This is a genomic window from Actinomadura madurae, assembly GCF_900115095.1.
Lineage (GTDB): Bacteria > Actinomycetota > Actinomycetes > Streptosporangiales > Streptosporangiaceae > Spirillospora > Spirillospora madurae.
This window is the reverse complement of the sequence record NZ_FOVH01000014.1, coordinates 166275-178759: the sequence shown is the minus strand read 5'-3', so window position 1 is coordinate 178759 and position 12485 is coordinate 166275. Positions and strand designations below refer to the sequence as shown.

The following is a 12485-nucleotide window of genomic DNA, read 5'->3' as shown; positions in this document are numbered from 1 at the left end:
CCCCCGGCCACCGCGCCCGCCGCCAAGTCCGCGTCCGTGCGGCTCCGTGCGCGTCCGGATGTGGCGAGGGGGCCTGGACGGGTGGGCGGATTCTGCGGTGCTCGGTTCTCTCGAAATGCTGGGGGGTGTGCGGACATGTGGGGTGCGTCCGGTTGATTCGCTCGCGCCTCGCGGCGCGTGAGGAGAGGAGATGGCTTGCCATCCCCCGCGGAGGAGTCCCTGCCCGATGAGAGACGGCACCGCTTCGAGGAGATCTACGCTGCCAACCGCGCCCGGCTCCTCGGGTACGCGCTGCGGCGCACCACCGATCCGCAGGACGCGGCCGACGTCCTGGCGGAGACGTTCCTGACCGCCTGGCGGCGGCTCGACGACATCCCGCCGGGCGACCAGGCGCGGCTGTGGCTGTACGGGGTGGCCCGCCGCGTCCTCGCCAACTACCACCGCGGCGAGCGCCGCCGGTCCGCGCTGGCCGCCGACCTCGGTTCCCGGCTCCGCGCCGCCGCGCCCGTCCAGGACGCGGCAGGGAACGACCTCACCGGCGTCGCCGCCGCCTTCCGGAGCCTGCCCGAGCTGGACCGCGAACTGCTGTCCCTGGTCGGCTGGGAAGGGCTCGACCACGCCGAGATCGCGACCGTCCTCGGCTGCTCCCGCAACGCGCTGCGGATCCGCCTGCACCGCGCCCGCCGCCGGTTCGCGCGCGCCCTGGCGCGCCTGGACGCCGAGAGCCCCGGCCCTTCCCTGCCCGCCGCCGTGCGGATCCCGAACGGAGAGCACACATGAACCGCGAGATCGACACGCTGATCGGCGGGCTCGCCACCGTCACCGACCAGCGGGCCGGGGAACTGCTGCCCGAGGACGCGGCGGCCGCCCTGTCCGACCGCATCACCGCCACCGCCGTCGCGCCCGAGCGGCGTAGGCGGCGGCGCTCGCCGGTCCTTCTCATCGGCCTCCCGCTGGCGACGGCGGGCCTGGCCTGCGCGGCCGTGGCCGTGATCGTCCGGGACGACGGGACGCGGCGCCCGCCGGTCGGCACCACGACCGCGAGCCCTCGTACCGCTCTCGTGGCGGCGCTGTCCTTCACGCGGAAGGGCGACCACATCGACGTGCGGGTCCGCGACCCGCTGGCCGACCCGAAGCGGTACCAGGCCGAGTTCGCCGAGCACGGCCTCAAGGTCAGGCTGTCCCTGGTGCCGGCGTCCCCGTCGATCGTCGGCACGGTGATCGCGATGAGCACGAGCGAGGGCACGACCGAGGACGACATCAGGACGATCACCGCCATGGGCGGGTGCGAGACCGGCGGCGGAGGCGACGTCTGCCCGGTCGGCGTCCGGATCCGCACCGGCTACCAGGGCACCGCCGACATCACCTTCGGCCGGGCGGCCCGTCCGGGCGAGCAGTACTCCAGCAGCGCCCCCGTGACCGCGCCGGGCGAGGCCATGCACGGCATGACCTTCCGGGGCCACCGCGTCGGCGAAGTGCTGGCCGCCTTGAAGAAGCGGAACGTCACGGTCCCCGAATACCGCGTCATGGACGGCAACGTGAGCAAGAAGATGCTTCCTGGCCAGGTCCCGGCCACTTGGTACGTGCACGACGCGGTCCCCTGGGCCAAGAACCAGGTCCTCCTCTTCGCAGGCCCCGAGCCTACCGAGCCCGCCGGGACGCCCGCGGCTCCGCCAGTACCGGGGAAGCCCTAGGGGACGACGAACGACGCGGCCGCGCTGCCCGGGCTACGAGGCCAGGGTGGCGCGGGCGGTCATCAGGGCGAAGCCGAGGAGGTTCTCGCCCTGCCAGGCTGAGACGTCTTCGGCGCGGGGGTCGGTGGCGGCCAGGCCGATGCCCCAGACGCGGTCCAAAGGACTCGCCTCGACGAGGATGCGGGCGTGGGTGCCGAGGAGGTAATCGCGAAGTTCCTTGTTCTGCGCGAACTTGGCCTCGTTGCCTTTCGTGACGATCGCCACACGATGGTCCTGCCAGGTCTGCTCGTCGAAATCGCGGACGCGGCGGCCGAGGTCCTTGGCGCGGCGCGGATGGGACGCCGCGATGATCGCGGCGGCCGTTTCCTCGTCGCCGAAGAGGCGGGCCTTTCCGGCCATCATGTAGTGCTCGGCGGTGGCGTAGGTGGTGCCGTCGACGGTGAAGGGGGACGGCCACCACTGGCTGAGATAGCCGGGTCCGGGGGTCCGGTGGCCCCAGAAGAACAGGAACTTCAGGCGCGTGCCCTCGTTCTGGAGGCGGGACAGCTCGGCGACGTCCATGGGACGAGGGTGCCAGCCGGTGGACGTGTCCGGCCAGCGGGTTTCGGAGGGGAATGGCAGATCGACCGGCGTTGTTGGGAGAAGTGCCGCGGCCCTGGTCAGAGGGTGCGGTCTAGACCATTTTGCGAAAGCGGGCTGGACGTCGGGACCATTGTCTAATTCGGCCCGGCCCGAACAGGAGGACAGCGGTAACAATGGACAAGGCCCTGGCGAACCCCCGTCGCACCCAGATCGTCGCGTGGCCCGAGCGGCGCCCGGCGGATGCGGACTCCGAACGTTCCGCGGAGACCGAGGCGACCACGGACGAGATCGCCGCGCGCTGACGATAGATGAGGACCCGCCCGGAGCTCCGGGCGGGTTCTTTCGTTCTCAGAGGACGGAGACCGCCAGGTCGCGGACGGTCTTCTCGTCCACCTCGACGCCCAGGCCCGGACCGGACGGGACCTCGGCCGTGCCCTTCGAGACCCGCACCGTCGGGCCCGCGTACGGCGACTCGATGAACTGCCGGCCGTTCAGGTCGACCGGGGTGTCCAGGCCGTGCGCCGCGAAGAGGTGCAGGGACGCGGCGAGGCCCAGGTCGGAGTCGGTGAGGCCGGAGCCCATCAGGGAGACGCCCGCGTCCTCGGCGAGCGAGCAGAGGCGGCGCGAGAGCGTGAGGCCGCCGGTGCGCTGGACCTTCGCGATGGCGATGTCGACCGCTTCGAGGCGGACGAACGTGGCCAGGTCGGACGGGTGCCGGAGGCTCTCGTCCAGCGCGACGGGGATCGGGCAGGTGTCGCGGAGGCGGCGCAGCCCGGCGATGTCGTTGGCCGGGAGGGGCTGCTCGAACGCCGTGACGCCGAGGTCCTCCAGGCGCCGCGCCATGCGCAGGGCGCCGCTGACCGTGTAGCCCTGGTTGGCGTCCACCCAGAGGTCGGCGTCGTCGCCCGCGTGCAGGCGGACGGCCTCGACCACGGCCGCGTCGTCGGCGTGCAGGCCGATCTTGACCTTGAAGGCGCCGTACCCGAGGTCGCGGCCCTCGGCGACGCTGTCGGCCACCTCGTCCGGCGACTGGCCGGACACGATCCAGGCCAGGTCGATCGTCTCGCGGCGCCGCGCGCCCCACATCATGCCGAGCGGGACGCCGGCGGCGCGACCCAGCAGGTCGTGGAGGGCGACGTCCACGGCGCTCTTGGCCAGCGGCGCGCCGATGCTGAAGCCGCGGTTGACGGCCCGGTCGAAGGCGGTCGTGGCGCCGTCCAGGTCCCAGGCGGGACGGCCGGTCAGGACGGGGGCGAGGTAGCGGTCGATCGTGGTGACGATCGACTCGGCGGTCTCGTACGTCCAGGCCGGGATGGGGGTCGCCTCGCCCCAGCCGTGCGCGCCGTCCGCGCTGACCTTGACCAGGACGCGCAGGCTGGGCCGCCCGGCCACGGCGACCGCGCCGCCGGACACGCCGAACGACCGCCGCGTCGGCAGCGCCACGCAGAACGTCTCGACCCGTTCGATCTTCATCGCACCCTCCGGAAGGTGGCGGCGCGCCCTGTCACCGGGAACAGCCTGGGCGGCGTCCCTGGACGGCGGGACGGCGGGCGCGCCGCGAGGTCAGCTGGGCGGGGCCGTGCTGGCGCGCAGCACCACCTCGCCGGCGACGCGCTCGATGCGGCTCCGGCGGGTGGCGGGCTCGCGCAGCGCCAGTCCCATCACGCGCTCCCCCATCGCGTTCAGCGGGAGCGCGACGGTGGTGAGCGGCGGGGTCAGGTCGCGGACGATCGGGATGTCGTCGAAGCCGGCGAGGGAGATGTCGCCCGGCACGGAGACCGCGTTGTCGCGGAACGCCGCGAGCGCGCCGATCGCCATCACGTCCGTGACGGCGAACACGCAGGTCGGGCGGGTCCCGCGGCGGAGCAGCTCGATCGCCGCCGCGTAGCCGCCGTCGCGGGTGAAGGCCGCCTCGACGATCCGCTCAGGCGGGACGGGGACGCCGGCGTCGGCGAGTGCGTCGGTGAACCCGCCGAGCCGGTCGGCGACGGTGGTGAGCGCGCGGGGACCGGTCAGCACGGCGAAGTCGCGGTGGCCGAGGTCGAGCAGCGCGCGGGCGAGGGCGGCGGCGCCCTCCCGGTTCTGCGGCAGGACGGCGTCCACCTTGAGGCTCCGGTGCCGGCTGAGGACCGCGACGCGCCCGCCGGTGCGCTGGTAGGGGTCGAGCTCGGCGGCCATCAGGCGCTCCCAGTCGCGGTCCTCGAAGCCGGAGCCGATCAGCAGGATCGCGCGGGCCCGCTGGGCGCGGAGCATCGCCACGTACTCGACCTCGCGGGACGGGTCGCGGAACGTACTGGCGAGCATCACGAGCATCCCGTGCTCGGCGGCGGTGCGCATCACGCCGTGCGCGATGGCGGCGAAGTAGGGGTCGCTGACGTCGTGGCAGATGACGCCGACGGACTTGCTGGACGAGCTGGCGAGCGCCTGCGCGTGCGCGTTCGGGGTGTAGCTGAGCTCCGCCGCAGCGGCGAGCACGCGTTCCCGGAGGTCGGCGCGCACCTGGGAGGTCCCGTTCAGGACGCGGGACGCGGTGGCCAGCGAGACGCCGGCCTCCCGCGCGACGTCCTGCAGGGTCACGTAGGCCCGGTCGCCGGCGCGCTGCTCCTCGGCCGCTTCCGTCATCACCGCCCCCTCGGTCGACGCGGGGTGCACGCGGCGGGTTTCCTGCGAAGACCCTCTTGACCGCGCCATGCGCCGCTTCTTACGGTACATCAGAAAGCGCTTTCTGAACGCGCTTTCCCAGCCACCGTCCCGGAGGAACCCATGGTGAGTCAGGGCACGACGGCCGCGACGCCCCAGGCGGACGCGGCGGGCGTCGTCGAACGCGGCCGGCCCGGCGTGGGCGAGCGGGTCCGCGACGGCCTGGAACGGTCGTGGCGGCCCGTCGCGCTGCTGATCGCCTGCTTCGCGGCCTGGTGGGCCGTGAGCGCCTTCAAGATCGTGGAGGCGTACCTCGTCCCGTCGCCCGGCGCGACGCTGCGCCTGATGGCCGACAAGTGGGGCTACATCTGGCACCACACCTGGGTCACCACGTACGAGACCCTGATCGGCTTCGCGCTCGCGGTGCTCATCGGGGTCTTCGCCGCGGTGATCATGGTCTACTCGGCGACGGTCGAGCGCACCCTCTACCCGATCCTGCTGTTCGCGCAGGTCATCCCTAAGATCGCGATCGCCCCGCTGTTCGTGGTGTGGCTCGGCTTCGGCATCGGCCCCAAGATCGTCGTGGCGGTGCTGATCGCGTTCTTCCCGGTGGTGATCTCGATGGTGGCCGGGCTGAAGGCGGTGGACCCGGAGATGCTGCAGCTGTCGGCCACCATGGGCGCGAGCCCGCTGGCGACGTTCGCCAAGATCCGGCTGCCGGCCTCGCTCCCGCACCTGTTCTCCGGCCTGAAGGTCGCGGTCACGCTCGCCGTCACCGGCGCCGTCGTCGGCGAGTTCGTCGGCGCCAACGAGGGGCTCGGCTACGTGATCCTGCAGGCCAACGGCAACCTCGACACCCCGATGCTGTTCGCCGGCCTGCTGGTCATGTCGGCCATCGGCGTCGTGCTGTTCGTCGTCGTCGAGATCGCGGAGAAGCTGCTGCTGCCCTGGCACGCCAGCCGGCGCGGCGACGCGGTCACCACGACGTACTGACGACACCGCCCCACGCCGGACGCACGCCGACATCCGGCCCCCCCCCGCCACCGAACCGTCCGCCCGGAACCGCCGGGCGGGACGTCCGACACCACCGGCCGAGACAACCCACCCCTTTACGGAGGGCCGCCTCATGAAACTCCGCACTCTCGCCATCGCCGCCATGGTCCCGGCCCTGGCGCTCACCGGCACCGCCTGCGGTGGGGACTCCGACGAGACCACGAGCGCGTCCGGCAAGAAGCTGACCAAGGTCACGCTGACGCTCAACTGGTACCCGTACGGCGAGCACGCGCCGTTCTACTACGGCAAGAAGAAGGGCATCTACGAGAAGCACGGCATCGACCTGGAGATCAAGGCGGGCCAGGGCTCGCAGAAGACCGTCCAGGCCACCGGCGCCGGGCAGACCGACTTCGGCTGGGCCGACACGCCCGCGCTGCTCGCGGCCGTCGACAAGGGGATGCCCGTCAAGAGCGTCGGGGTGTTCCTGCAGACCACGCCCGCGTCGGTGCAGTCGTTCACCACGGCCGGCATCAAGAAGCCCGCCGACCTGAAGGGCAAGAAGATCGCCGGGACGGCCGGGGACGCGCTGGCGCGCACCTTCCCGGTGTTCCTGAAGAAGAACGGCATCAGCGAGAGCGACGTGCCCGTCCAGAACACCGACCCGGCCGGGAAGATGGCCGCGGTGCTGTCCGGCAAGACCGCCGGGCTGATGGGCTTCGCGAACGACCAGGGCCCGACGATGGCCGAGAAGTCCGGCAAGGAGGTCTCGTACCTGCGGTACGCCGACTTCGGGCTGAACTTCTTCTCCAACGGCCTGATCGTCGGCGAGCGGAAGCTGAAGAGCGACGCCGACGTCGTCAAGAAGATGGTCGCCGCCACCAGCGAGTCGTGGACGGCGGCGGAGGGCGACCAGGCGGGCGCCGTCGCGAGCATGGCGGGCGCGTCCGAGCAGCTCCCACCCGACAAGGTCATCACCGAGCAGTTCAAGACCACGCTGACGCTGCTGCACACGCCGGCGACGCAGGGCAAGGCGCCGGGCGTCAACGCCGAGGGCGACTGGAAGACGACGATCGCCACCTTCCAGCAGGCCGGGGTCATCGGTGAGGCGAAGCCGCCGTCGGAGTACTGGCAGGCGTCGGCCGCACCGCAGGGATGACGGGACGAGCGATGAGGATCATGAGCAAGTCAGCCACCGGGACGGACGGGCCGGGCGCGACCGCGCGGGAGAGCGCGGTCAGCCTCGACGAGGTCGCGGTCCGGTTCCGCACCCGCAAGCGGGACGTCACGGCGCTGCGCGAGGTGTCGCTGGACGTCGCGATGGGCGAGTTCGTGGCCATCGTCGGCCCGTCCGGCTGCGGCAAGTCCACGCTGCTGAAGCTGGTCGCGGGGCTGCTGAAGCCCTCGTCCGGCGGGGTGCGGCTGCGCGGCGAGACGGTCGCGGGGCCGCGGCACGACATCGGCTACGTGTTCCAGCGGGCCGCGCTGCTGGAGTGGCGCAGCGCCCGCAAGAACATCCTGCTCCAGGCGGAGATGCGCAAGATGCCGTCCGACCAGGCGCGCAGGCGGACCGCCGAGCTGATCGAGATGACCGGCCTGACGGGCTTCGAGGACGCGCTGCCGCACGAGCTGTCCGGCGGCATGCAGCAGCGGGTCGCGCTGTGCCGGGCGCTGCTGCACGAGCCGCCCGTCCTGCTGATGGACGAGCCGTTCGGCGCCCTCGACGCGCTCACCCGCGAGCAGCTCAACGTCGAGATGAACCGGATCTGGCGGGAGACGGGCACGACCGTCCTGCTCGTCACGCACTCGATCGCGGAGGCGGCCTACCTGGCCGACCGCGTCGTGGTGATGACCGACCGGCCCGGCTCGATCGCCGAGATCATCGACGTCGACCTGCCGGCCGAGCGCGACTACGCCGCCACGATGGCCCGCCCCGAGTTCGCCCGCGTCACCAACCGCGTCCGGGGGCTCCTGGGCGCGGGCGGGGCGGCGGACTGACCGGTGCCCGCGGTGGAGCACCGCGGGCGAAGGCCACGGCCACTACACGACAGGCTAGGAAGGAACGGGATGGCACGCAGGTCCATCGGGATCGTCATGAACGGCGTCACCGGCCGGATGGGGTATCGCCAGCATCTCCTCCGCTCGATCCTCGCGATCAGGGAGCAGGGCGGGGTGCGCACTGGCGACGGCACCGTGCTCTGGCCGGAGCCCGTGCTCGTCGGGCGCAGCGAGGACAAGCTGCGCGACCTCGCCGAGCGGCACGGGCTCACCGCCTGGACGACCGACCTGGCCGAGGCGCTGGCGCGTCCGGAGATCGACGTCTACTTCGACGCGCAGGTCACCAGCGCGCGGGCGGACGCGATCCGCGCCGCCGTGGCGGCCGGCAAGCACATCTACACCGAGAAGCCGCTGGCCGACGACCTGGAGGGCGCGCTGGCCCTCGCGCGGCTCGCGGACGAGGCCGGGGTGCGGCACGGGGTCGTCCAGGACAAGCTGTTCCTGCCGGGGCTGCTCAAGCTGAAGCGCCTCGTCGACGGCGGGTTCTTCGGGCGGATCCTGTCGGTGCGCGGCGAGTTCGGCTACTGGGTGTTCGAGGGCGACTGGCAGGAGGCGCAGCGCCCGAGCTGGAACTACCGCGCCGAGGACGGCGGCGGGATCATCCTCGACATGTTCTGCCACTGGCGGTACGTGCTGGACTCCATCGCGCCGGTGCGCTCCGTCCAGGCGCTCGGGGCGACGCACATCCCCGAGCGGGTGGACGAGGGCGGCAAGCCGTACGAGGCCACCGCGGACGACGCCGCCTACGGGATCTTCGAGCTGGACGGCGGGATCGTCGCGCAGATCAACTCGTCCTGGACGACCCGGGTGTTCCGCGACGAGCTGGTGGAGTTCCAGGTGGACGGGACCGAGGGGTCCGCGGTGGCGGGGCTGCGGCGCTGCCGGGTCCAGCACCGGTCGATGACGCCGAAGCCGGTGTGGAACCCCGACCTGCCCGCCACCGAGGACTTCCGCTCGCAGTGGCAGGAGATCCCGGACAACGTCGAGTTCGAGAACGGGTTCAAGACCCAGTGGGAGATGTTCCTGCGGCACATCGCCGGCGACGGGGACTTCCCCTGGGACTTCTACGCGGGCGCGCGCGGCGTGCAGCTCGCCGAGCTCGGGCTGCGGGCGTGGCGGGAGGGCCGGCGCCTGGAGGTACCGGAGCTGTGAAGATCGACCTGCCGGGTTCGCTGACCCCGCACACGATGGGCGAGCCTCGCTCCTACCCGCCGCCTTCCGGTCCCAGCACGTCCCGGGTCGCCTACGCGGCCGCGCACGTGGTGGCCGGCGGCGAATTCCTCGACTGGGAGACGACGCTGGCGTTCCGGCGGTATCTGTGGTCGTACGGGCTGGGCGTCGCGGAGGCCATGGACACCGCGCAGCGCGGCATGGGCCTGGACTGGGCGGCGACCCGCGAGCTCATCGTGCGGAGCGGCCGGGAAGCGCTTTCAGTCGGGGGCCGCATCGTGTGCGGAGCGGGCACCGACCAGCTGCCGCCGGAGCCTGCCTCCCTCGACGAGATCGTGGCGGCGTACGAGGAGCAGCTCGCCGTCATCGAGTCGGTGGACGCGGTGCCGGTGCTGATGGCGAGCCGCCACCTGGCCGCCGCGGCGCGCGGGCCGGACGACTACGCCGCGGTCTACGGGCGGCTGCTGCCCCAGGTCAAGCGGCCCGCGGTGCTGCACTGGCTCGGCCCGATGTTCGACCCGGCGCTGGAGGGCTACTGGGGCTCGCCCGACCTGGACACCGCCGCCGAGGCGCTGCTCGCCCTGATCGGCGAGCACGCGTCCCGCGTCGACGGGGTGAAGATCTCGCTGCTGGACGCGGGGCGGGAAATCGCCTTCCGCCGGCGCCTGCCGCCCGGCGTCCGGCTCTACACCGGCGACGACTTCAACTACCCGGAACTGATCCGCGGCGACGCCGAGGGGTACAGCGACGCGCTCCTCGGCATCTTCGACCCCATCGCGCCGGCCGCCGCCGCGGCGCTGCGGGCCCTCGACGGCGGCGACACCGCGTCCTACGAGGAGATCTTCGCGCCGACGGTCCCGCTGGCGCGCCACCTCTTCGAGACCCCGACCTACTACTACAAGACGGGTGTGGTGTTCCTGGCCTGGCTGACCGGCCACCAGAAGCACTTCCGGATGGTCGGCGGTCTGGAGGGCGCTCGTTCCGTCCCGCACATGGTGCGTCTCTTCCAGCTCGCCGACGCCGCGGGGCTCTTCCCCGACCCCGGTCTCGCGGCGCACAGGATGCGCGCCTGGCTGACCGTCCAAGGAGCCGAGTGATGAGGTTCAGCCTCAACCAGTGGACGACCCGGTACTGGCCCCTGCCCGACCTCGCCGCCGGCTGCGCGTCGGCCGGGGTCACGGGCGTCGGCCTCTGGCGGGAGCCCGTCGGCGAGTACGGCGTGGCCCGCACGTCCAAACTGATGCGCGAGCACGGCCTGACGGTCACGTCCCTGTGCCGGGGCGGCTTCTTCCAGCGGGAGGACGCCGTGGAGAACAACCGCCGCGCCATCGAGGAGGCCGCCGAACTGGGTACGTCCGTACTGTGCCTGGTGAGCGGCGGGCTGCCGGAGGGGTCCCGTGACCTGGACGGAGCCCGCTCCCGTGTCGCCGACGTCCTGGCCGAGCTCGCGCCCTACGCGGGCGAGCACGGCGTCCAGCTCGCGCTGGAGCCGCTGCACCCGATGTACTGCTCCGACCGGTGCGTGGTCTCCACCCTCGCGCAGGCGCTCGACATCGCGGCGCCCTTCCCGTCCGCCCAGGTGGGCGTGATGATCGACACCTATCACCTGTGGTGGGACCCGGACGCCTGGACCGGCATCGCCCGCGCGGGCGCGGAGGGCCGGCTGTCGCTGTTCCAGGTCGCCGACTGGGTGACGCCGCTGCCCGAGGGCGTCCTCACCGGACGCGGCATGCTCGGCGACGGCTGCGTCGAGCTGCGGCGGTTCCGCGAGGCCGTCGACGCCACCGGCTACACCGGCCCGATCGAAGTGGAGATCTTCAACGACGCCGTCTGGGCCATGCCGGGCCCGGACGCCCTGGACCTGACCCTCTCCCGCTACCACGAGCACGTCGCGTGACGGACCGGCCCGACACCCCGCGCGGGAACGTGCGCGCGGACCCCGTCCCGGAACCTCGTGCCGGCCCGCGGCACACCCCTTCGCCCGGTCGCGGCGGGCCGACAAAACGGGCGGGCCGGGCATGACGCAGCGCTCATCGAAGGTCCGGACGTGGCGGGCGGCGTCGGGCGCCTGGCTCGGCATCGGGACGGCGCCGGGCGCGCTCGTCCTCGGCGCGCAGGTCGGCGGCCGCCACGACGGCGCGCTGCCCCTGATCGTCCTCGTGGTGGGCGGCGCCGTCATGGCGGCGCTGCTCGCCGCGCAGGGGCGGCTCGGGCTGCGGGCGCCCGCCGGTGAGGACGCGGGCATGACCGACCTGGCGCCGCGCTACCTGCCGCCCATGGCCGAGCGCGCGTTCACCGCCCTGCTGGCGGCCGCGATGGTCGGCTGGTTCGGGTTCAATGTCGGGCTCGGCGGGGCGGCCGCCGCCGCGCTGGGCGGCGTCCCGGACGCGGCCGGCGTGGTGGCGCTGACCGTCCCGATGGTCGCGATCCTGATCGCCGGCGGGGGCCGGTGGAACGCGGTCGCGGTCGCCACCACCCTCACCGCGATCGCGCTGATCGGCATCGTCGCGGTGCGGCTCGCTCCGCCGACGTCGCCGGTGACGTTCTCCCGGGAGGGCCCGCCCGGAGTCCTGATCGCCGACCTCGCCGGCTACATCGGCTACGTGTCGGTGTTCGCCGTCCGGGCCCCCGACTTCACCGTCGGCCTGCGCGGGCGCGGCGACCTCGCGGCCTGCGTGGCCCTCCTCGTCGGCCCCGCGCTCGCGGCCTCCGTCGTGGGCGCCGGGGTCGCGGCGGCCAGCGGCTCCACCGACGTCGTCGCCGTCCTGGCCGGCCCGGACGGCCTCCCGGCCGCGAACCTGTTCGTCGCCGCCTCGGTCATAGCCCCCACCCTGGCCGCCGTCCACTCCGGCGTCTTCGCCGTCCGCCGCTTCCTCCCCACCCCCAGCCCTGCTGGAGATGGGGGCCGGGGGTGGTGGGGGCGGGTTGACGGACGGCAGGTGGTGGCGGTTCTGGCCATCTCGGTTCCGGGGGCCGTGCTGGCGGCGTTGCGGGTGGATCGGATGCTGCTCGACTGGCTGACGGTGCTGGCGGCGGCGTTGCCGGCGCTCGTGCCGCCTATGGCGGCGGAGGCGGCGCGTCGGCGGCGGGGGCGGGCGGGGCGTCCGGTGGCGACGTGGATCTGGGCCCCGGGGGCGGTCGTGGCCATGGCGCTGACCTTGGCGGGGCACTCGGCCGCCGCGCCCGTCGGGCTCGTGGTGTCCGCGGCCGCTACGGCCGTCCACGGATGGCGGCGGCGGGTTCGGTCGTGACGCGATGTCCACATGCGGCAGGGCCGAATTGTCTCTTGACGTCCGGCGAGGCCGGTCGTACGTTCGTGAAAGCGCTTCCAGAAAGCGCTTTCCAGGCCCG

Annotated in this window: 13 protein-coding genes; 10 read left to right on the top strand and 3 right to left on the bottom strand. The window is 73.1% G+C overall.

The window, feature by feature from the left end; genetic code table 11:
- Positions 1–195: 195 nt before the first annotated feature.
- The gene (locus BM339_RS33200) at positions 196–780 is read left to right on the top strand and encodes an RNA polymerase sigma factor (protein WP_256255568.1); all 585 of its coding nucleotides are present in this window, start codon (positions 196–198) and stop codon (positions 778–780) included.
- Positions 777–1694, top strand: a complete 918-nt coding sequence (locus BM339_RS33195) for a hypothetical protein (protein ID WP_075023414.1) — start codon at positions 777–779, stop codon at positions 1692–1694. Before BM339_RS33200 ends, BM339_RS33195 begins: the two co-directional genes overlap by 4 nt.
- A gap of 33 nt (positions 1695–1727) precedes the next feature.
- On the opposite strand, the gene BM339_RS33190 is transcribed toward BM339_RS33195, so the two are convergent.
- Positions 1728–2255 carry an NADAR family protein gene (locus BM339_RS33190; protein ID WP_021594956.1) on the bottom strand — a complete coding sequence of 176 codons (528 nt, stop codon included), beginning with the start codon at positions 2253–2255 and terminating at the stop codon, positions 1728–1730.
- 194 nt (positions 2256–2449) lie between these two features.
- Here BM339_RS33190 and BM339_RS51860 point away from each other — a divergent pair, with 194 nt between their 5' ends.
- Complete coding sequence (locus BM339_RS51860) at positions 2450–2578, top strand: hypothetical protein (protein ID WP_021594957.1); 129 nt, start codon at positions 2450–2452, stop codon at positions 2576–2578.
- Between the two features lie 46 nt (positions 2579–2624).
- On the opposite strand, the gene BM339_RS33185 is transcribed toward BM339_RS51860, so the two are convergent.
- Positions 2625–3749, bottom strand: a complete 1125-nt coding sequence (locus BM339_RS33185) for a mandelate racemase/muconate lactonizing enzyme family protein (protein ID WP_075023413.1) — start codon at positions 3747–3749, stop codon at positions 2625–2627.
- Positions 3750–3839: 90 nt separating this feature from the next.
- Positions 3840–4898, bottom strand: a complete 1059-nt coding sequence (locus BM339_RS33180) for a LacI family DNA-binding transcriptional regulator (RefSeq protein WP_052357527.1) — start codon at positions 4896–4898, stop codon at positions 3840–3842.
- 141 nt (positions 4899–5039) lie between these two features.
- Here BM339_RS33180 and BM339_RS33175 point away from each other — a divergent pair, with 141 nt between their 5' ends.
- The 7 genes from BM339_RS33175 (at position 5040) to BM339_RS50255 (ending at position 12385) form a co-directional block, all read left to right on the top strand.
- The gene (locus BM339_RS33175; RefSeq protein WP_021594960.1) at positions 5040–5909 is read left to right on the top strand and encodes an ABC transporter permease; all 870 of its coding nucleotides are present in this window, start codon (positions 5040–5042) and stop codon (positions 5907–5909) included.
- A gap of 133 nt (positions 5910–6042) precedes the next feature.
- The gene (locus BM339_RS33170; RefSeq protein WP_021594961.1) at positions 6043–7065 is read left to right on the top strand and encodes an ABC transporter substrate-binding protein; all 1023 of its coding nucleotides are present in this window, start codon (positions 6043–6045) and stop codon (positions 7063–7065) included.
- A 20-nt stretch (positions 7066–7085) separates the two neighbouring features.
- Positions 7086–7904 carry an ABC transporter ATP-binding protein gene (locus BM339_RS33165; protein ID WP_052357529.1) on the top strand — a complete coding sequence of 273 codons (819 nt, stop codon included), beginning with the start codon at positions 7086–7088 and terminating at the stop codon, positions 7902–7904.
- A gap of 69 nt (positions 7905–7973) precedes the next feature.
- Complete coding sequence (locus tag BM339_RS33160) at positions 7974–9116, top strand: Gfo/Idh/MocA family protein (RefSeq protein WP_021594963.1); 1143 nt, start codon at positions 7974–7976, stop codon at positions 9114–9116.
- A complete protein-coding gene (locus BM339_RS33155; RefSeq protein WP_075023412.1) occupies positions 9113–10231 on the top strand; it encodes a dihydrodipicolinate synthase family protein in 1119 nt (372 codons plus the stop codon). Before BM339_RS33160 ends, BM339_RS33155 begins: the two co-directional genes overlap by 4 nt.
- A complete protein-coding gene (locus BM339_RS33150; protein ID WP_075023411.1) occupies positions 10231–11031 on the top strand; it encodes a sugar phosphate isomerase/epimerase family protein in 801 nt (266 codons plus the stop codon). Before BM339_RS33155 ends, BM339_RS33150 begins: the two co-directional genes overlap by 1 nt.
- Positions 11032–11152: 121 nt before the next feature.
- Entirely contained in the window at positions 11153–12385 is a 1233-nt protein-coding gene (locus tag BM339_RS50255) for a hypothetical protein (protein WP_075023410.1), read from the top strand.
- Positions 12386–12485: the final 100 nt, after the last annotated feature.

Coding starts and splice junctions, on each gene's coding strand:
- BM339_RS33150 (WP_075023411.1), top strand. CDS start 10,231: ATGAGGTTCAGCCTCAACCAGTGGACGACCCGGTACTGGCCCCTGCCC.
- BM339_RS33170 (WP_021594961.1), top strand. CDS start 6,043: ATGAAACTCCGCACTCTCGCCATCGCCGCCATGGTCCCGGCCCTGGCG.
- BM339_RS33165 (WP_052357529.1), top strand. CDS start 7,086: ATGAGCAAGTCAGCCACCGGGACGGACGGGCCGGGCGCGACCGCGCGG.
- BM339_RS33175 (WP_021594960.1), top strand. CDS start 5,040: ATGGTGAGTCAGGGCACGACGGCCGCGACGCCCCAGGCGGACGCGGCG.
- BM339_RS33180 (WP_052357527.1), bottom strand. CDS start 4,898: ATGACGGAAGCGGCCGAGGAGCAGCGCGCCGGCGACCGGGCCTACGTG.
- BM339_RS33160 (WP_021594963.1), top strand. CDS start 7,974: ATGGCACGCAGGTCCATCGGGATCGTCATGAACGGCGTCACCGGCCGG.
- BM339_RS33185 (WP_075023413.1), bottom strand. CDS start 3,749: ATGAAGATCGAACGGGTCGAGACGTTCTGCGTGGCGCTGCCGACGCGG.
- BM339_RS51860 (WP_021594957.1), top strand. CDS start 2,450: ATGGACAAGGCCCTGGCGAACCCCCGTCGCACCCAGATCGTCGCGTGG.
- BM339_RS50255 (WP_075023410.1), top strand. CDS start 11,153: ATGACGCAGCGCTCATCGAAGGTCCGGACGTGGCGGGCGGCGTCGGGC.
- BM339_RS33190 (WP_021594956.1), bottom strand. CDS start 2,255: ATGGACGTCGCCGAGCTGTCCCGCCTCCAGAACGAGGGCACGCGCCTG.
- BM339_RS33195 (WP_075023414.1), top strand. CDS start 777: ATGAACCGCGAGATCGACACGCTGATCGGCGGGCTCGCCACCGTCACC.